General features: G+C 39.8%; 11 protein-coding genes and 1 tRNA gene. 5 read left to right on the plus strand and 7 right to left on the minus strand.

The annotated features are described in order from the left end of the window. On the plus strand, positions 1–1,866 hold a 1,866-nt coding region (locus U0R11_RS08955), incomplete at its 5' end, for a T9SS type B sorting domain-containing protein (protein WP_406751364.1). A 286-nt stretch (positions 1,867–2,152) separates the two neighbouring features. After that, on the plus strand, positions 2,153–6,202 hold the full coding sequence (locus U0R11_RS08960; protein WP_406751365.1) for a T9SS type B sorting domain-containing protein: 4,050 nt from the start codon (positions 2,153–2,155) through the stop codon (positions 6,200–6,202). Between the two features lie 249 nt (positions 6,203–6,451). Here U0R11_RS08960 and U0R11_RS08965 read toward each other — a convergent pair whose 3' ends face one another. The 3 genes from U0R11_RS08965 to U0R11_RS08975 all read right to left on the minus strand — a co-directional run bounded on the left by U0R11_RS08965 (position 6,452) and on the right by U0R11_RS08975 (position 10,075). Beyond that, positions 6,452–7,291, minus strand: a complete 840-nt coding sequence (locus U0R11_RS08965) for a metallophosphoesterase family protein (protein ID WP_406751366.1) — start codon at positions 7,289–7,291, stop codon at positions 6,452–6,454. A gap of 110 nt (positions 7,292–7,401) precedes the next feature. Further along, positions 7,402–9,012: a DUF5060 domain-containing protein gene (locus tag U0R11_RS08970; protein WP_406751367.1), complete on the minus strand. Its 1,611-nt coding sequence runs from the start codon at positions 9,010–9,012 to the stop codon at positions 7,402–7,404. Positions 9,013–10,003: 991 nt separating this feature from the next. Beyond that, positions 10,004–10,075, minus strand: a tRNA-Arg gene (locus U0R11_RS08975). A 1,280-nt stretch (positions 10,076–11,355) separates the two neighbouring features. Between U0R11_RS08975 and U0R11_RS08980 the strand changes: the two genes are divergently transcribed. The 3 genes from U0R11_RS08980 to U0R11_RS08990 all read left to right on the plus strand — a co-directional run bounded on the left by U0R11_RS08980 (position 11,356) and on the right by U0R11_RS08990 (position 15,371). Continuing rightward, complete coding sequence (locus tag U0R11_RS08980; protein WP_406751368.1) at positions 11,356–13,728, plus strand: heavy metal translocating P-type ATPase; 2,373 nt, start codon at positions 11,356–11,358, stop codon at positions 13,726–13,728. A 157-nt stretch (positions 13,729–13,885) separates the two neighbouring features. Further along, on the plus strand, positions 13,886–14,884 hold the full coding sequence (gene rhuM / locus U0R11_RS08985) for a virulence RhuM family protein (protein WP_406751369.1): 999 nt from the start codon (positions 13,886–13,888) through the stop codon (positions 14,882–14,884). Between the two features lies 1 nt (position 14,885). Beyond that, entirely contained in the window at positions 14,886–15,371 is a 486-nt protein-coding gene (locus U0R11_RS08990) for a dual specificity protein phosphatase family protein (RefSeq protein ID WP_406751370.1), read from the plus strand. A 287-nt stretch (positions 15,372–15,658) separates the two neighbouring features. Here U0R11_RS08990 and hflX read toward each other — a convergent pair whose 3' ends face one another. Genes hflX through atpA form a run of 4 tightly spaced genes read right to left on the minus strand, consistent with a single transcriptional unit; the run spans position 15,659 to position 20,297 of the window. Continuing rightward, on the minus strand, positions 15,659–16,930 hold the full coding sequence (gene hflX / locus U0R11_RS08995) for a GTPase HflX (protein WP_406751371.1): 1,272 nt from the start codon (positions 16,928–16,930) through the stop codon (positions 15,659–15,661). Between the two features lie 60 nt (positions 16,931–16,990). Next, the gene (locus U0R11_RS09000; protein WP_406751372.1) at positions 16,991–17,815 is read right to left on the minus strand and encodes a DUF2911 domain-containing protein; all 825 of its coding nucleotides are present in this window, start codon (positions 17,813–17,815) and stop codon (positions 16,991–16,993) included. A gap of 5 nt (positions 17,816–17,820) precedes the next feature. Then, entirely contained in the window at positions 17,821–18,702 is an 882-nt protein-coding gene (atpG, locus tag U0R11_RS09005) for an ATP synthase F1 subunit gamma (RefSeq protein WP_406751373.1), read from the minus strand. A gap of 14 nt (positions 18,703–18,716) precedes the next feature. Continuing rightward, positions 18,717–20,297 (minus strand): F0F1 ATP synthase subunit alpha, encoded by a 1,581-nt coding sequence (gene atpA / locus U0R11_RS09010; RefSeq protein ID WP_406751374.1) that lies wholly within the window; start codon positions 20,295–20,297, stop codon positions 18,717–18,719. Positions 20,298–20,438: the final 141 nt, after the last annotated feature.

Raw genomic sequence — 20,438 nt, forward strand, 5'->3', positions numbered from 1 at the left:
GACAAGGATGGATCACCCGACTTCTTGGACTTAGATTCAGACAATGACTGCATCCGTGATGGAGTAGAAGGTGGAGCAGATTGGGATCAAGATAAATTGGCCAACTTCCGTGATACAGATTCAGACGGAGATGGAATTTTAGATATCGTTGAAGTAGGAGATTGCACTAAACCATGGGATACGGATGGGGATGGCTTGAAAAACTTTGAGGATACAGATTCGGATGGTGATGGTGTTCCAGACGCTATTGAAGCAGGAAAAGATCTATCAAAACCAGTGGATACGGATGGCGATGGCATTCCAGATATGTTAGAATTGGATGCGGATAATGACAGCATTCCAGACAAAGTGGAAGTAGGTAGCGACGTATGGAAACCTTTGGATTCGGATAAAGATGGAAAATATGACTTCCAAGATACCGATTCTGATAACGATACAGTTTCTGATAAAATGGAAGTTGGACCAAATCCAAACATGCCTAGAGATTCAGATAATGATGGTTTAGCCGATTTCCGTGATGTGGATTCAGATAATGACACCATGCCAGATGGCGTGGAAGTAGGTATCATTAACGGAGCTCCAGTGGATACAGATAAAGATGGTCTTGCGGATATGTTGGATGTCGATTCAGATAATGACACGATACCAGATAGCATAGAAGCAGGAAAAGTACCATTAGTGCCTTTGGATTCTGATGGAGATTTATTACCAGATTACCGCGACATTGATTCGGATAACGATGGTATGCTAGATCGTATTGAGGTTGGTACAGATGTGAACAATCCTTTGAATACGGATGGAGATGTACTGGCAGATGGTACTCCTAAATACGATTACCGTGATACAGATTCAGATAATGACGGTATCCCAGATTTCATGGAAGCAGGCGCTGACCCATTGAAACCACAGGATTCAGACGGTGATTTAGTGCCAGATTACCGTGAATTAGATGCTGATAACGACGGTATACCGGATAGTGTAGAAGCGGGCAAGGATCCAATGATTCCAGTGGATACTGATAAAGACGGTAAAGCAAACTATACGGATACGGACTCTGACAATGATACCATTTCGGATAAAATAGAGGCAGGTGATAGCCCTAAAGTTCCAGTAGATACCGATAAAGATGGCTTGCCAGATTACTTAGATCTAGATACCGATGGAGATACCATACCTGATAAAGTGGAGGTTGGTTCTGATCCGAATAGACCAGTAGACACGGATAAAGACGGTATGTATGATTTCCGCGATTTGGATTCTGATGCTGATGGTATTCCAGATAAGATGGAAGCAGGGCTTAATCCAAATATCCCAGATGATACCGATGGCGATGGTTTAGCCGATTACCGCGATGTAGACTCAGACAATAACGGAATCTCTGATAAAGAAGAAGTGGGTCCAGATCCATTGCGTCCAATTGATACGGATGGAGACGGAGTACCTGATTACAAAGATCCAGATGATGACGGAGATAGTATCCCAGATAAGTTGGAAGATGATTTGAACTACGGTGCATTACCAGATTGCGATAAAGATGGTATACCTAATAGTAAGGATAAGGATATTTGCGAACCGTTTGTGACGCAAGGTTTCTCTCCAAATGGGGATGGTGTCAACGATAAATTTGTGATTCCTGGCATCATGAGTATGCCAAGCCACCACTTAAGCATCTTTAACCGTTGGGGTAATATTGTTTACGAAACCGACAATTATAAAAATGATTGGGGTGGAGAAATACCTAAAGGTGTAGGTGCCGTTCAAGGTGAAGGTACAATTACCGATGGTGTTTATTTCTACATCATCGACTTCAAAGGAGCGAAACCAAATATTCAATCATTCATTTATGTGAACAGATTGGATAAATAAAGAGATTGAAATGATGTCCTATACATCAATTCAATAAGAGGGAAACCTCAAAAACATTAGAACACGGATTGCAGAAAGTCGGGACTTTTTAAGTTTCGACTTTTTTATTGGGCTAAAATTGACCTAAAAATTCCTATAAAAACGAGAACAAATTTTTAACCATTTAATAAGTATTATTCTATCAATCTTTAGATATTTGTGGAGCAATGAATAATTGCTCATTCTAACCACTAATAGCCAGACTAAACACCCAAGCATTTGGGTATTAAGTTTGTGCACATAAAAAATGTGTTCTAATCATCCTACCCATCAAAAAGCCATAGGCTTTTTAGGCCATTCGCCTAAGACAAGTTTTTCATTCTTCTTTTGTGTATGTATTCCATTGATTTTCTTAAGCCTTGGGGCTAAAGCAGAAAGGATTCATGATAATGGATCACATGCCTTAATTCCGCCAAAGGAATGGAAACAAAAAGTGGAATCCCCTAGAAATAATCTAAACACTGGCTTGTCTACTAAATATGTAAGTACGGCTACCCGCTTAAAAATAACAGGAGAAGCTCAGCAAATTGCTGGAACTAGCCAAGATATCACCATCACGGCATTAGATGATAACGGGAATGTTGATGTGAGCTATACAGGTACAAAAAACCTTTATTTTTCTGGAGCAAGTACCGTTTTTGAGGTTGATTCCAGTGAATTAATAAGGCCAGGTGGAAAGGTTATAGTATTAGCGGATCTAAAACCAACAGTGAATGAAGAAATTTTGGGATCAACGGAATTTAGCGGCATTTTTGTAAATGGAATGGCTACTTTGTCTTTAACCTTATATAAAGTTGAAAATGCAACAATAACTGTTACAGATACAAATTCGGGAATAGTATCCTCGGGATCGGATCAACTTCAAGTCAATGTGTCCCCCGATAATTTTAATAATTTTCGACTTTATATTAGTCAAGAACAGTTTAATCGAATTCCCTTTTTGGGGAGAAATTTAGTGAAGGCTGTGGATAGGTATTATAATACTATTGTAGATTTTGATGCAAGTGTGGAACCTGTATTCATAAGACTTTCCAATTTACCAGGAACATTTGTTAGAGCCTCTGGTTCAAATATATTGAACTTGAAATCAGATTTTGTCCATGGAATAGCTGATTTAACAACCATAGGAATGGTTTATGCTGGTAAAGTCGACGTTATTGGAAATTTAGTTGTTGGTTTATACAATAATCAAAATGTATACAATGCTATTCCCATGTATTATAGAGGAGGAGATGGGGCAAGTTTAAAAGTAGTAGTCTCTACTTCTGGAACTTCTATTTCTTCTCGATTTGCAGGATTAGATATTGGAATACTTATCAAAGCTATCGATTTGGATGGTAATCCAGCTGAATATTATCGAGGTAATAAATCCATCACTTTTTCTGCTAGTGCAAGTCCTGCCAATACAGGCCAGATCCCTCAAATTAATGATCGCAATATAGGTGAAGTAAATACTTTATTATTTGCCAATGCCCAGTCACCAAGTTCGGGTATTCCCTCAGTTTTTTATAAAGTAGAGGAGTTTTATATTTCTGCTACTGATGGTACAATTTCTTCAACCAATATTTCAGATAAATTATTGGTTAGAATCAACCCTAATCCTACTTTGGGCCGCTTCAAAGCCCAACTATACAGTCCTCAGACCTCAGGAGAATCATTTATTGGAGAAAATACTGTCACGGCTTTAGATATTTACGGCAATGTCATTACCAATTATAATGCTGGAACCTCAGTAAATAATGTCCGAGTTATAACCAGTTTAAACGGAACCATCACGGGTTTGTCAGGAGTCAATGTATTGAATCGAGCGGGTGATTTTGTCGGTGGTGTAGCCAATTTAACCCGATTGGGATTAAAGTTTACAGGTAAAGAAGGGTTGGGAACTTTTACCTTTACCAGAACCCTGAACAATATATCAGGCACCAGCAATGCCATTATCATGTATTCAGGCGATCGGGATCAAGATGGATTATTAGACACCTATGAAGTAGGTAATAATACCGAATTACCCAATGATACCGACCAAGATGGCTTAGTCGATTTCGTGGATAAAGATTCCGATAATGATTCGCTATTAGATGTACTTGAGGGTGGGGGAGATACGGATCATGACGGTATTCCTGATTTTCTAGATCTAGATTCAGACGGAGATTGGTTGGGTGACAGTGATGAACGAGATGGCGACAATGACCTGGACGGTAAGCCCAATTACGTAGATGATGATTCAGATAATGATGGTATTCCCGATGCTTGGGAAGGTAAAAATAAATGTACTACTTGTCTATCCAAACAAGATGATCAAGGTGATGGATGGGATGATCGAGGGCAGTTTGTAACCCTAATAGATACCGATAAAGACGGCACGCCTGATTTCCTTGATCTGGATTCAGATAATGATCAAATACCCGATCGTGTGGAATTGGGAGCGGATGTGGACGGAGATGCTACTCCTAATTTCAGAGATTTGGATTCCGACAATGACGGTATACCTGATACATTAGAAGCAGGAAATTTCGAACATCCTAGAGATAGCGATTTTGACGGAATAGCTGATTTTGAAGATGTGGATTCAGATAATGACGGTTTATCTGATCGAGTGGAAGTTGGCCCAAATCCTAACTTACCATGGGATACTGACCAAGATGGAATACCAAACTACCTCGATTTAGATGCGGATGGTGATGGAATTTCAGATGTTAGAGAACTAGGTAAAAATCCATTACAACCAGTGGATACAGATGCGGATGGTCAACCCGATTATTTGGATCAGGATGCTGATGGCGATGGTATTCCCGATGCAATAGAAAAAGGAGCCAATGCAAATCCTCAAGACTCAGATCAGGATGGTATAGCCGATTTTCAAGATACAGATTCTGATGGAGACAGTATTTCAGATAAGCTAGAAGCGGGAGCCAATCCCTTGAAACCTGTTGATACCGATACGGATGGTATAGCTGATATTTTGGATTTGGATTCAGATAATGATGCTATTACAGATCAAATCGAAGTGGGAGAAAACCCGCTTCTCCCACTCGATACTGATTTAGACGGAATCGCCAATTATCGTGATGTCGATTCCGATGCAGACAGTATTCCGGATCAAATAGAAGTAGGTCAGAACAAAGCAAAACCCCTAGATACCGATTCAGATGGGAAAGCAGATTACCTAGATGCAGATGCTGATAATGACGGAATCCCAGATCAAATCGAGGTGATTTTCAAAGGGGATAAGCCCGTGGATAGCGATGCGGATGGCAAGGCAGATTATATAGACTTAGACTCGGATGGGGATGGTATTGCTGATTTGTTGGAAGCTGGCCCTAATCCGCTCAAGCCTTTGGATACAGATCAGGATGGTTTGCCTAATTTTCAAGACGTTGATTCAGATGCGGATAGTATTTTAGATGCCCTAGAAGCAGGATTAAATCCAGAAATTCCAGCTGATTTTGATGTAGATGGTATTCCCAATTACATGGATGTAGATTCGGATAACGATACAATACCCGACAAAGTTGAAGCAAAACCGGCTTTGGCTGGCCCAGCAGATACGGATCAAGATGGATTTGCCGATTATTTGGATGTAGATTCGGATAATGATACCATTCTAGACCGTTTGGAAGTAGGAAAAGATGTGAATAATCCACTTGACACCGATCAAGATGGATTACCCGATTACCGAGATTTAGATTCAGATGGAGATAGAATTCCTGATACCGTGGAATTAGGAAAAAATCCATTAAATCCAGTTGATACGGATGGAGATGGTAAGCCAAATTATTTGGATATAGATTCTGATAATAATGGCATAATCGATACGGAGGAAGTTGGGCCAGACCCTTCAAATCCTCTAGATACGGATGCCGATGGAATGTATAATTATTTGGATGCCGATGATGATGGCGATGGCTTAGCGGATTTATTAGAAAATGACTTAAATTTTGGGGCACTTCCAGACTGTGATCAAGATGGAATCCCTAATCAATTAGATGCAGATATCTGTGATACGTATTTAACCAGTGGATTTTCTCCGAATGGCGACGGAGTGAATGATTACTTTGTCATACCCGGAATAAAGTCTTTGCCTGACCATCATTTGAGTATTTTTAATCGATGGGGTAATCTGGTATATGAAACAGATAATTACCAAAATAATTGGGATGGACAATCCCCCAATATGGAGAGTCTTATGCTTATTGACGGTAAAATTGTGGATGGTATTTATTTTTATCTGATTGACTTCAAGGGTCTTCGGCCTACGATTTCTTCCTTTTTATATGTCAATCGATTAAAAAAATAGAATCTTAAGTGGTTTATTAAATGTAGAAAGTCGAGCGGTTATACTGCTCGGCTTTTTTTTAGAACCCATACTTGTTTATTTTTCTATTTTCAGGAAATGGAATATCAATTTCTTGGACAATTTATATGAAATCTCATTCGTTAAACGGCTGATTAAACCTGCTCCCGCAACGCTGGCAGGGTTTCGAACCCTGACAGCGTTAGGAGTTTCGCTATTTTCCTGCGTGAAAACACGGTTTAATCCTGGCGTTTAGAAGCTTAATTCCTCCATTTTTACTTCAGGATTCATCATGTAAGTGATTAATGTACCATCATTCAATACTTCTCCCACACGGTAACCTTTATACGGAGTACCCCAATTCCCCCCAATATGGGAATCAAATAAAAACGGAGTATTGTTCATCATTTTTACCCCATCTTGATCATGCTCATGTCCATGAAAGGCAGCCTTCACATTCGGGTAATTTTTCAACAAATCAAAAAACTCGGGATGGTCAATCCCATGCTTGGTCCACTTGGCCTGAGGGATATGCAAAAACACTAAAACCTGCTTGTACTTTTTATGCGCATCTAATTGCTCTTTCAACCAAGTTAAATCTGGGCAAAGGTACTTGCCCTGCTCATTGGATGTGTCACCTAATAAAATTCCTACTTTTTTATGTACTACTTGGTGATTCAATGGTGTTCCCCAAATATCTTTCCAGTATTCTGGACTCACTAAATCATGGTTACCTCGGGTAACATAATAAGGCATTTTTAATCCGTCTATTTTCAGTTTGGCTTTGGGCATCCAAGTCTTATCATCGTGAACGATATCCCCGTTCATGACACAGAAATCCAATGGATTTTCTGCATGGAACTGGTTGATTTGTGCAATGGCCTTGTCCAACATTTCTTCAAAAGCGGTGTTCGGCTGACCATAATGTATGTCAGAGGCTACGATAAAACGTAATTTTACTTTCTTACGATACGCCTCGACTTCACTAGCACTTAATGCCTTTACTTGTCCAGAAAGTAAAAATATGGAGGCAAAAGAAACTTGTTGTATGAAATTTCTTCTGCTAAGGGATAGCTGTTCTTTTTTTGACATAGAGGTTTAGATTGAAAACTCAATTTATCTTTTTTTAACTAAAAAATTATCCTTGTCAAAGATTCTTAATACTTTCTTAATTACAATATGCCAAGTAATTTTCGTTTTCTTTATCGGATTTCTCTAATCCTTAATGCCAAATAGGGTTTTTCTGGTAACCTGATTTTCTTGTAATCCTTATCGAAAAAGCGGTAATCTCTTTCTTTTTCTGTTTCAAAGATCTCGGGCAAAGTCTGTATCGTCATGCCATAGGTATCAATAATATCTACCTTAAAACGAGTTCCAGCAGTCAATTTACCAAAGGCTCCGTTATTGATCGGTAAATTAAACATCCAATAATCTTGAATTTGTTTGCCAAAATAAACTAAATAATGACCCTTACCGCCCGACGATGTAACATTGTCGCGAGATACATCCGACAAACTCATAGGGCCAGGACCTTCTTCCAAGATTTGCTTTAGAAAGCCCACTCTTTTCCAACTTTCCCCGTTGAATTTCCCTCCTTTGGCCCAGAATATCGTATCTCGGTGGTCCTTGAACATATAGGATTCCCCATGAGTCACATAGGTACCCCCGACGACTCCGTTCCAGATCAAATGTGTCATCGTTTCAGGACTATAACGACCCCAGCGTGATGTAAGATTGCCCTCATAGCCAACTTCATCCAAGACGATTGGCTTATGATAAACATTTCGAAGCATAGCAGCGGAATTGGGACTTTGAACGGGCGACTCATCTTGTACGCTCACGTGGCTAAATTCAGGTTTCCAATAATCATAATAAGAGGCTGTAGCTCCATGAATGGAACATAAATGACGGTAAGGGTCTGCTTTGACCACTGTTTTTGTTAATTCATCCCAGTCCGCAATCGTTTTAGATTTGACATAATCCCACTCATTGGCCATGGACCACCAGACATTTCTAAAAGATGAGATGCGAGCCAACAGATACTGAATATAGCGAATATTGACTTCCTTGGGCATGGCATCAAATCCCCATCTACCTTTATCGTAGGGATGAAAAAGTATCAAATCCGCTTCGATTCCCATGTTTTGCAAAGCATCAATTTGTTTTTCCAATTGTTGAAAAAAGGCTGGATTAAACTGAGTATAATCCCAAATTTTCACTTCATTTCCTTGAGCATCGCGTTTGGTTTCTTGCAGGACAAAGGGGTAAAGACTGGGTTCTTCTTTGACCAAATCATAGTTTTTGGGAAAAACACACATCCGTATTTTATTGAATCCTGATTTTTGTAGGGAGTTCAACGTCAATTGTTGCAATTCAGCACCCATGTGATTCCAGGCATATGCTGTAGTTCCAAAAGGGTAATAGACCTTGCCATCAGCATAACTAAAATGTAGTGAACCATTAGTGCCTACTATACCATGATTTTTAGTCGAAGGGGCAATACATTGCACAGTACCTGTTTTTTTAGCTAATCCGGGGACATTACTTTGGGTGCTATATTTCCAAGTTCCTAATCGAGTGGGCATGAATCGTAGTTTGAAATGATTGTCGCCATCATAAAAACCAGAAACGGTTAGCGTTGTATCTTGGTGAACAAATATGGCTTTGAATTCCACATCTTGAAATCCATTTCCTTTAAATATGGTCTGAAATGATAATTCCACTCGATTCCAGCGTTCAATTTTCTCTTGAGCTATTAGTCCAAATGAAAGGCTAAATAGGACGCTAATACCAAAAAGAAATGATTTTTTCATTTAGAATTTTTTTATTTTGATAGGTTTTAGCTTAGAAAAACAAGTATTATTTTGTTCCTTTTTTACAAAAAATGAAAAGGTATTAGTATATGCTGAAACGTAGTGTTATTTTGAAACATTAAGAAAGAGGCCTACAAAATAGCTTTACTGAAGATTTAATTCATAAGGTATTTCTTTTTTTGAAAAAAAAGAAACAAAAAAAACAGAAGAAATACGGTTAATCCTAAGACGAATTCCGCTATGCGGAACCGATTGTCTCTCCGCATACGGCTTTAATCTTTGACGCTAATGCCGCACATGGCCTATGCGCAGGGTCAAATATCCGCCTTCCGCTTCGCTCAAGCTTCGTTCCAATCTTTCGTTGGGATTAACAGTTCAATGTAGAATTTAAAATGAAGAATGTAGAATTTTTGATAGAACATACCGTCGTGCAGCCCTGCGAAAGGTGATGAACGCAGCGGTAGACGAGGTTTTGACCTCAGCATTGGCGATGTGCGTTGGCGTCAAAAATATAGGCGTTAGCGAAGTGAATCACGGTTCCGCAAAGCGGAATTCGCCTTGGCTGAACGACAAAAAAAGAAGTTTTTTTCTTTCTTTTTTTTCAAAAAAAGAAAGACCTCAGTAATTGATAAAATGGTAAATGGTTAATTGTAAATTTGTTTTATTTTCTTTATTTCATTAGCATTTCTGGAATAAACATTTTCGTGGTATTTCTTTTTTTGAAAAAAAAGAAACAAAAAAAACATAAAAAATACGGTTAATACTAAGACGAATTCCGCTATGCGGAACCGATTATCTCTCCGCTTACGGCTTTAATCTTTGACTCCATCGCACATGGCCTATGCGCAGGGTCAAATATCCGCCTGCCACTTCGCTCAAGCTTCGTTCCAATCTTTCGTTGGGATTACAATGTAGAATCTAAAATGAATAAGGTAGAATTGCGAACAATACCTCATTTATAAATTATAACCTATAATTTAACATATCATAGTGGCCCCAGCGGGAATCGAACCCACATCTAACGTTTAGGAAACGTCTATTCTATCCGTTGAACTATGGCGCCAAAATTAGGCTTGCAAATTAATCATTTTAGAACAAAAATCTTGATAATATTTGATGAGGAGTTTCCTAATCTTGTAGCATTGATTAATCTTTTACTTGGGTAAAAACCTATCTCTATGAATATCCTTCCAACAAATCAAATTTATTACCTAAACGTTTGATGTGCCGGGGTCGCGTTCGACTCGATTCCCGCTGGGGCCACTATGAAATGATAAATTATAGGTTATAAATGGAGATTATTCAATTCTACATTCTACATTTTCCATTCTAAAATTTCCGGTTAATCCAACGAAAGATGGGAACGTAGCATGAGCGAAGCGGCAGGCGGATATTTGACCCCGTGCGTGGGCCTGAGTGTAAGCGTCAAAGATTAAAGCCGTATGCGGAGAGAACATCGGTTCCGCGTATGCGGAATTCGTCTTAGGATTAACCGTATTTTTTATGTTTTTTTTGTTTCTTTTTTTATGAAAAAAAGAAATTCCAAAGAACGTTAAAGTAAGAAAATGTGATTGCTTATAAAATGGAAGAGATCATCCTTTATAAGTTAAATTAATTACTAAGGCATTTCTTTTTTTGAAAAAAAAGAAACAAAAAAACTTCTTTTTTTGTCGTCCAGCCAAAGCGAATTCCGCTTTGCGGAACCGTGATTCACTTCGCTATCGCCTATATTTTTGACGCCGACGCACATCGCCCATGCTGAGGTCAAAACCTCGTCTACCGCTGCGTTCATCACATTTCGCAGGGCTGCACGACGGTATTTTCTATCAAAAAATCTACATTCTTAATTTTACATTCTACATTTTACATTCTACATTCTACATTGAGAGGTTTAACCGCATGGTCATGTCGAATGACAGATAATAGGGATTTGCAATCTCATGTTAAATGTTGGCTTCGAGAGCCTCAGCCAACTTCGAGAACCTCAGCCAACATCGAGAGCCTCAGCCAACATCGAGAACCTCAGCCAACATTATTCGCAAACAATAGCATTTTACACATGCTAAACACTAATAACAAAACCCTATTAACTAATTACTACCGCTGCTTTCATCACATTTCGCAGGGCTGCACGACGGTATTTTCTATCAAAAATTCTACATGCTACATTTTCCATACTAAATTGAACGGTTAATCCCAACGAATCTTAGGAGCCTAGATTTTTATTAATCATTTTACCGCAAAATTCTTGCTTATATTTGAATGCTTAGTACCTGAATTTTGTTTTGTTGTTTTATCCTTCATGCAAAATTCTACATTCCTAATTCTACATTCTACCCTGTCATGAAACACACCTACCCCATATCCGGAATGACTTGCCAAGGCTGCCGGAGCCACGTGGAGAAAGCACTCAACTCTGTCGAAGGAGCTGTGGCAACTGTCAACTTAGAAAAAGCAGAAGCGACCATTGAGATGGAACATCATATTTCCACGGAGGTCTTTGAAAAGGCACTGCAAGCCAGTGGAGGCAATTACCACATTGGGCAAAGTCCGCAGCCCATGATGGCTAAGCCTAAACCTGTCGCTATTCAAGGGGCTTTGTACTATTGCCCCATGCATTGTGAAGGAGATAAAACCTATGATAAACCCGGTTCTTGCCCTGTTTGTGGTATGGATTTAGTCGCTCAAGCGGGCAGCACAGAGGATGAAAATAGTACCTATCAAAAGCTACTGTTCAAACTAAAAATAGCTATCGCTTTCACCTTACCCATTTTCATCATTTCCATGACGGACATGATTCCTGGGAATCCTTTGTTCCAATGGGCTTCCATGACAACTTGGAATTGGGTGGAATTGGTCTTGTCGATTCCAGTCGTCTTTTATGCCACGTGGATGTTCTTTGAACGTGCTTGGCAATCCTTGATAAGTCGGCATTTTAATATGTTTACCCTAATTGGTATTGGTGCTGGTGCGGCCTGGTTATTTTCGGTAATTGCGCTGGTTTTTCCTTCTATTTTTCCGCATCAATTTCATTCTCACCACGGAACGGTCTATGTGTATTTTGAAGCGGCTACCGTAATTTTAACCTTGGTGCTTTTGGGACAAGTCCTAGAGGCCCGCGCCCATGGTAAGACTAATGCCGCCATTCGGGAACTATTGAAATTGGTGCCAAACGAGGCAACTCTTTTAAAGGATGGCAAGGAAATGATTGTGCCAATTGACCAAATACAAAAACTTGATTTAATTCGAGTAAAACCGGGGGAGAAGATTCCGGTCGACGGGCATATTCAGGAAGGACATGCTTCCATCGATGAGTCCATGATTTCTGGGGAGCCGATACCAGTTGACAAGCAAGTGGGAGATGTCGTGCGGGCGGGTTCTATTAATGGGAATACCAGTTTTATCATGCAAACGGATAAGGTGGGGGCTGAGACTTTATTGGCTCAAATCATCGATTTGGTCCATCAGGCTAGTAGTTCCAAAGCACCCATCCAAAAAATGGCGGATACTATTTCTTCTTATTTTGTGCCTGCAGTGGTACTTTCTTCGTTGCTTACTTTTATAGCTTGGGCTCTGTTGGCCGATGAAAACGCCTATACTTTTGCCTTTGTCAATGCCATTGCGGTCTTGATTATCGCTTGTCCATGTGCGCTGGGTTTAGCCACACCGATGTCGGTGATGGTTGGAGTAGGGAAGGGGGCTCAAAACGGGATTTTGATTAAGAATGCCGAAGCTTTGGAGAAATTGGCAGAGGTGAATGTGGTGATTATTGACAAGACAGGTACCGTGACAGAAGGGAAACCTTCCTTGGAGAAAATGTTGGTTAGTTCTGAGGAGATTATCGAGAAAGAAGTTTGGCAAAAAATCCTTTCTTTGAATGTCTTGAGCGAGCACCCTTTGGCCAAAGCCAGTGTGGTTTTTGCCAAGAATTTAGGGATAAGCCCTGTCAAAGTCAACCAATTTGAAGCCTTATTGGGCAAAGGAGTTTTGGGACAAATAGAGGGAAAGACCTATGCCATTGGCAACCAAAAACTGATGGAAGAACGAGGCATCAATATTCCTGTGGATTTATTTAAGCAAGTGATAGCGGAGCAAAAACAGGGCAAAACGATTTCCTATTTTGCGGATGAAAAGGAGGCCCAAGTAGCCTTGGTGATTAGTGATAAAATCAAAGAATCTAGTCAGGAAGCCATTCAAGACTTGCAAGCAGAAGGTTTACAGGTAATCATGCTGACGGGCGACAACCAAGAAACAGCGGATTTGGTAGGTAAGAAATTGGGTTTAGATGCTTGGAAAGCACAGATGTTGCCACAGTCAAAACTGGATGAAATCGTACGTTTACAGGCCGAAGGCAAAAAAGTAGCCATGGCAGGAGATGGAATCAATGACGCCCCGGCTTTATCTCAGGCAGATATTGGCATAGCTATGGGTACTGGTACCGACGTAGCCATAGAAAGTGCCGAAATAACCTTAATCAAGGGAGATTTACGGGATATTGCCAAAGCCAGAAAACTAAGCCAGATGGTCATCCGAAACATCAAAGAAAACTTATTCTTTGCCTTAGGTTACAATGTACTGGGTATTCCCATTGCCGCCGGAGTTCTTTACCCATTCTTTGGTACACTTTTATCCCCCATGCTCGCCGCCCTTGCTATGAGCTTCAGTTCCGTATCGGTGATTTCGAATTCACTTAGGTTGAAAGGGAAGGTGTTGTAAATAGAGTTTAGTTTTAGATGGGGTGATAAATGAACTATTTTCTATGCAACTCGCAGGCTTAAAAATGTAAATTAGAGAACTATTAAGTAAATAGAGCGAATTTTTATTATCATTTTCCGAATATCAGGAAGACGATTTAAATCAAAATACTCATGAAATGGAAGAAAGTAAAATAATCATATACCAAACCGAAGACGGGAATACCAAAATTGAAACTCGTTTGGAGGATGAAACAGTTTGGCTAACCATTGACCAAATTGCTGAATTGTTTCAAAAATCCCGTTCAACTATAAATGAGCATATTTTAAATATTTACGAAGAAAAAGAACTTGAAAGGCAATCGTCTATGAGAAAAATCGGAATTTCCGATTTTTCTACAAAACCTACCAATTATTATAATCTTGATGTGATTATTTCTGTGGGCTACCGAGTAAAAAGCCATCAGGGTACAAAGTTTCGCCAATGGGCTACGGCAAGGCTTCGTGAATACATTGTCAAAGGATTTACAATGAACGATGAATTGCTGAAACAAGCAGGTGGAGGTAACTACTTTGAAGAACTTTTGGCTCGTATTCGGGATATACGATCTTCGGAAAAAGTATTCTGGCGAAAGGTATTGGATATTTATGCAACCAGTATTGACTATGATCCTAATTTAGAAATGTCCATACAATTTTTCCAAACAGTACAAAATAAAATGCACTGGGCAGCACACGGACATACAGCAGCCGAAATTATTTTCCAACGCATTGATGCAAAAAAACCAAATTTAGGTTTAACCCACATCAAAGGAAATAAGCCAACCAAACAGGAGACTGAAATAGCCAAAAACTATTTAAAAGAAGATGAACTTAATGTGCTAAATCGAATGGTAACCGCTTATTTAGAATTGGCTGAATTGCAGGCACTCAATCGTAATCCAATGTATATGAAAGACTGGGTAGAACGACTTGACGATTTTGTGAGAATGACGGGCAACAATATTTTACAAAACGCAGGGACAGTAAGCCACCAACAAGCTTTGAAAAAAGCCAATGCTGAATATGAAAAATTTAAAGAGCAAGCAAAAAAAGAACTATCAGAAGCAGAGAAACACTTTGTAAAACAAATAGAAAGTACTGCCAAAAAACTAAACCTCAAAAAACCTCATAAATAGAATGATTCAAATAAAGGATATTTCGCTATTTGTTGGCATAAAAGAACAATACTCCATTGCCAAAAAAAAAGGAATGAAAATCGTCTGTGCCTTGAATCGAGCCAATGGTTTTGTTACTCACCAATCTGTTGTTGGATGGCAAGGTAGGGGTTGCGATCCAAGTCACCCACATTATTTGTTCAGACGTGATGAAGATGCTATTTACTTAAATATGATTGATGGAGATGACCCAAAGTATGTAAATGATGCAATGATTAATCCTGCATTGGATTTTATACACCAAAATTTGAGTAATGGCAACGAAGTTTTTGTGTATTGTAGTTTGGGAGAATCAAGAAGCCCTTCTATTGCTTTGATGTATTTATTGGAAAACAACCTGATTGAAAAATCTGCTAATACTATTAACATTTTTCAAAGTGAATATTACCCAAACTATTGGCCTAAAAGGGGAAACTTATTATACATAAAAAGAAGATGGGGGATCTAATTAATATATTTGAATGAGGTATCCCCATTGCCACCGGAGTGCTTTACCCATTCTTTGGCACGCTTTTATCCCCCATGCTCGCCGCCCTTGCCATGAGCTTCAGTTCCGTATCAGTGATTTCGAATTCCTTGAGGTTGAGGGGGAAAACGTTGTAATGTAGAATGAAGAATGTAGAAAATTTAAGACTAAAAATTCTTGCCTGTTTAATTTTTTACTGTTCCAATCAATTCACAAATTACAATTATTAATAAATTCTCCATTCCTAATTCTACATTCTACATTAATATTTACTCCGGCACATACTCATCACTATGCCCCATCAAGTGATTACCGCTTAACCAGTTCGGGAAGATTTGCATGTGCTTTTCTTTGATTAGGTTCATGACGGTTTCACGCAATTCGTTCAAATTGCTCTTTTGCTCGGCAGAGATAAAGACAGTTTTGGGCTGGTTGGTTTGCCAGTGAGTTTGTTTCAAGAACTGGGTTACTCGATCCATCTTACTCAATTCAGGTTCTCCATCCTCATTCAAGGCTGCGCCTTCAAAGAAAACGTCTTCTACCGGGAATAAATCAATCTTGTTGAACACTAAGATGGTTGGCTTATCGCCAGCTCCCATTTCATTCAAAATTCCTTGAACTATCTCAATCTGCTCCTCAAAATTCGGATGGGAAATGTCGACCACGTGCAAAAGTATATCGGCCTCTCTCACCTCATCCAAGGTGGATTTAAAGGATTCAATCAACAGGGTAGGGAGTTTGCGTATAAATCCTACGGTATCGGTTAAAAGGAAAGGAATACCTTCCCAGCTGACCTTGCGTACCGTGGAGTCTACCGTGGCAAATAATTTATTCTCGGCAAAAACATCGGCCTTGGCCAATTTCTGCATCAATGTCGATTTACCTACGTTGGTATATCCCATCAAAGATACGCGCACCATGCGGTCGCGGTTCTTACGCTGAGTATAGGTTTGTCGGTCTATAGCCTCCAACTTTTCTTTCAAAAAGGCTATGCGGTCATTGGCAATACGACGGTCAGTTTCTAATTCCTTTTCACCAGGACCACGCATACCCACACCACCTCGTTGCTTGGAAAGGTGAGACCACATGCGGGTCAAACGAGGCAACATATATTGGTACTGCGCCAGTTCCACCTGGGTTTTGGCTTGTACCGTTTTGGCTCTTTGAGCAAATATGTTCAAGATCAACAAACTACGGTCCAAAACTTTCATTTCTTTACCGCACAATGAAATCTCGTATTCAATGTTCCTAACCTGTGAGGGCGACAAATCATCGTCAAAGATGATCATATCTACATCTTTGTCAATCACATACCGAATCACATCATCCAATTTACCTTTACCCACATAGGTACGGTTATCTGGCTTGGCTAGTTTTTGAGTAAAACTTTGCAAGGTCAAAACCCCTGAGGTAGAGGCCAAAAAAGCTAGTTCGGCCAAGTACTCGGCCGTTTGCTGTGCATTTTGTTTTTGAGTAGTCACGGCCACTAAGACGGCGGTTTCTTGCTCTTTATCAGTACTATATCCCTTTTCTTCTCCCATATATAAGCTAAAAAAAGCCTTCCTGTTAAGAAAGGCTTTTTCAAATTAAGCAATTCTATTTTATAAGCTCTTAATTAATTTCTCATTAAGTGCTACGTAATCATCATTTTTTGCGGCTTTCGCCAATTCAATGGATTTCAAAGCCGTTGCTTTGGCACCCGCTTTATCTCCCATTTTCGCTTGAATCTTCGCTTTTAAATGGAATACCCAAAAAGCTGTTGGATTTGAATCCGTTGCTTTTGTAGCCCATTCCAAAGCCTTGTTTAAATCACGACCTGTCTCAAAATAGTAGGAAGCAGATTCAAAATAGGGTTTAGTATCAGCACTCATCACCTTTTCAATGGAAGCAGCAATCTTAGCATCAATCTCTGTTTCTACCGGAATAGAGACGAAAGTCTTTTCCCAAGATATCTGTATGAACATCTTATTAGCGGCAACTAGTTCAAATTGGTAGGCCAAAGATTCCACAGGATATTGCAAAGTAGCTGTTGGTACGGATACTGTCAATACATTTTCCTCCGGGTGGTAATTAAAAACACCGTCTGTTCCTTTATTCAAGATAATCTCCCAAGATTTCTCCGTAGGATTAATCATCAATTGGTAAGAGCCAGCTTTCAAGCTTTTGCCCATGATTTTCACATCTTCACCAAAAGTGATTTTGGTAGGAGCATTGGCACCCGCTCTCCATAATTTGCCAAAAGGAACAATATCACCAAAAATCTTACGGCCACGTAGGGCAGGACGAGAATAAGTAATCTCTACAGATGAAAGAGAAAACTCTTGTTTGATGGTTTGTGTAGGACTTGGAGTCGGAGTTTTGAAAGATTGCGCTTGGGCATTCATTCCTAAAACTGACAAAACCAGAAGCAATATGATCTTTTTCATTGGATTTAAGCAGATAAGGCCTCAGCTCCACCTACGATCTCAAGGATCTCGTTGGTAATTGCGGCTTGACGTGAACGGTTGTATTCTAATTTCAATGCTTTAATCAATTCACCGGCGTTGTCCGTCGCCTTATCCATGGCTGTCATACGAGCACCATGCTCAGAAGCATTGGACTCTAATAAAGCACGGAAGATGGACAATTTGATGGATTTCGGAATCAATTCGTTGATGATTTCTGCCTCTGATGGTTCAAAAATATAATCCACAGCAGAAGGTTTTACATCACCCGTATTGCTTTCTTGCAAAGGCAACAATTGTTCCGTGCGAATGATTTGAGTCGCTACGTTTTTGAATTCGTTGAAAACGATTTCTACTACGTCGTATTGTTTTTCGGCAAAGCCATTCAATACATCTTCACCAATCAAACGCACATTGCCAAAATTCAATTTGGTATAAATATCTTGGTGAGCGGCGTTCAGCTTGTAGCCTCTCCGACCTAAATATTCACCACCTTTTTTACCCAATGGCATCACGGTTACATGACCCGCTTGGTTCAAAGCCGCATATTTTTGTTGAATTAATGCGATGGTTGCTTTACCAATGTTCGCATTAAAAGCACCACATAAACCACGGTCAGATGTTACCACCAAAATCAATACGTTTTTGATTTCACGTACTTCAGTGAATGGATTCTCTTTTCCTGCATCCGTACGTCCTGATACTGTCGCAATCATTTCTGATAACTTTTTGGAATAAGGGCGCATTTGGACTATGGCATCAGTGGCACGACGCAACTTCGCTGCCGAAACCATTTTCATGGCCTTGGTGATTTGTTGCGTCGAATTAACTGAAACGATTCTATTTCTTACTTCTTTTAAGGAAGCCATACGATTCTAATTTTTTAAACTGCGTATTTAGCTGCTACTTCATTTCCTACACGCTTCAGTGTAGCTGTCAAGGTATCATCAAATTTACCTGCTCCTAAAGCATCCAATGTTGCTTTTTCAGTAGCGCGTAATACTTGAATATAATCTTTTTCAAATTCACGTACTTTATCTACAGGTACTTTATCCAAGTTACCAGTAGTAGCCAAGTAAATCATGGCTACTTGATCTTCTACACGTTGTGGAGAGAATTGAGGTTGTTTCAACATCTCTAAGTTACGACGACCACGGTCGATCGTTAATTTAGTAGAAGCATCCAAATCAGAACCGAACTTAGCAAAAGCTTCCAATTCACGGAATTGAGCTTGATCTAATTTCAGAGTACCTGCTACTTTCTTCATCGACTTAATCTGTGCGTTACCACCTACACGAGATACCGAGATACCTACGTTGATCGCTGGACGAATACCCGCGTTGAATAAGTTAGACTCTAAGAAAATCTGACCGTCCGTAATCGAAATTACGTTGGTAGGGATATAAGCAGAAACGTCACCTGCTTGTGTTTCAATAATCGGAAGAGCAGTTAAACTACCACCACCTTTAACCAAATGCTTGATGGAATCTGGTAAATCGTTCATCGAACGCGCAATAGCATCCGAAGCATTTACTTTAGCTGCACGCTCCAATAAACGAGAGTGAAGGTAGAATACGTCACCTGGATATGCTTCACGTCCTGGTGGGCGACGAAGTAATAAGGACACTTCACGGTAGGCTACAGCTTGCTTAGAAAGGTCATCATATACAACCAAGGCAGCTCGACCAGTATCACGGAAGAACTCACCAATCGCTGCACCTGTAAATGGAGCGTAGAATTGCATTGGAGCTGGATCTGCCGCACTCGCCGAAACGATTACAGTATACTCCATAGCACCTGCTTTACGCAATGTTTGTTCTACTTGTTTGATGGTAGATGCTTTCTGACCGATGGCTACATAGATACAGAAAACAGGCTCACCTTTATCGTAAAATTCTTTTTGATTAATAATCGTATCAATACAAACAGCTGTTTTACCTGTTTGACGGTCACCAATAACTAACTCACGCTGACCACGTCCTACGGGGATCATAGCATCGATCGCTTTGATACCTGTTTGAAGAGGTTCTGTTACTGGTTGACGGAAAATTACCCCTGGTGCTTTACGCTCCAATGGCATTTCGTATAAATCTCCCGTGATAGGACCATTTCCGTCGATAGGCTCACCTAAGGTGTTTACTACACGACCTAAAATGCCATCACCCACTTTAACCGAAGCAATTAACTTGGTTCTCTTTACGGTATCGCCCTCTTTCACCAACGTGGATTCGCCTAATAATACGGCTCCCACATTGTCTTCTTCTAGGTTCAATGCCAAGGCTTTCAATCCGTTTTCAAATACGATCAACTCACCTGCTTGTACATTGGATAACCCGTAAATACGAGCTACACCATCACCCACTTGGAGTACGGTACCTATTTCTTCTAATTCTGCTTGGGTCTTAGCCTGAGATAATTGCTCCCTAAGGATGGCTGAAACTTCGTCTGGTCTTACTGATGCCATGTTAAAATGGAGTTTTCTGGGATGTTAAATACTTATTTTGAACTAAATTTTCGGGTGCAAAATTAGTTATGAAATTTCAATATTCCCATAACTATTGCAAAAAATGTATGAATTCATAAGACTTTTTTTAGATACTTATCA

Origin of the sequence: Aquirufa salirivi, assembly GCF_045310485.1 — a bacterium.
Classification (GTDB): Bacteria; Bacteroidota; Bacteroidia; order Cytophagales; family Spirosomataceae; genus Aquirufa; species Aquirufa salirivi.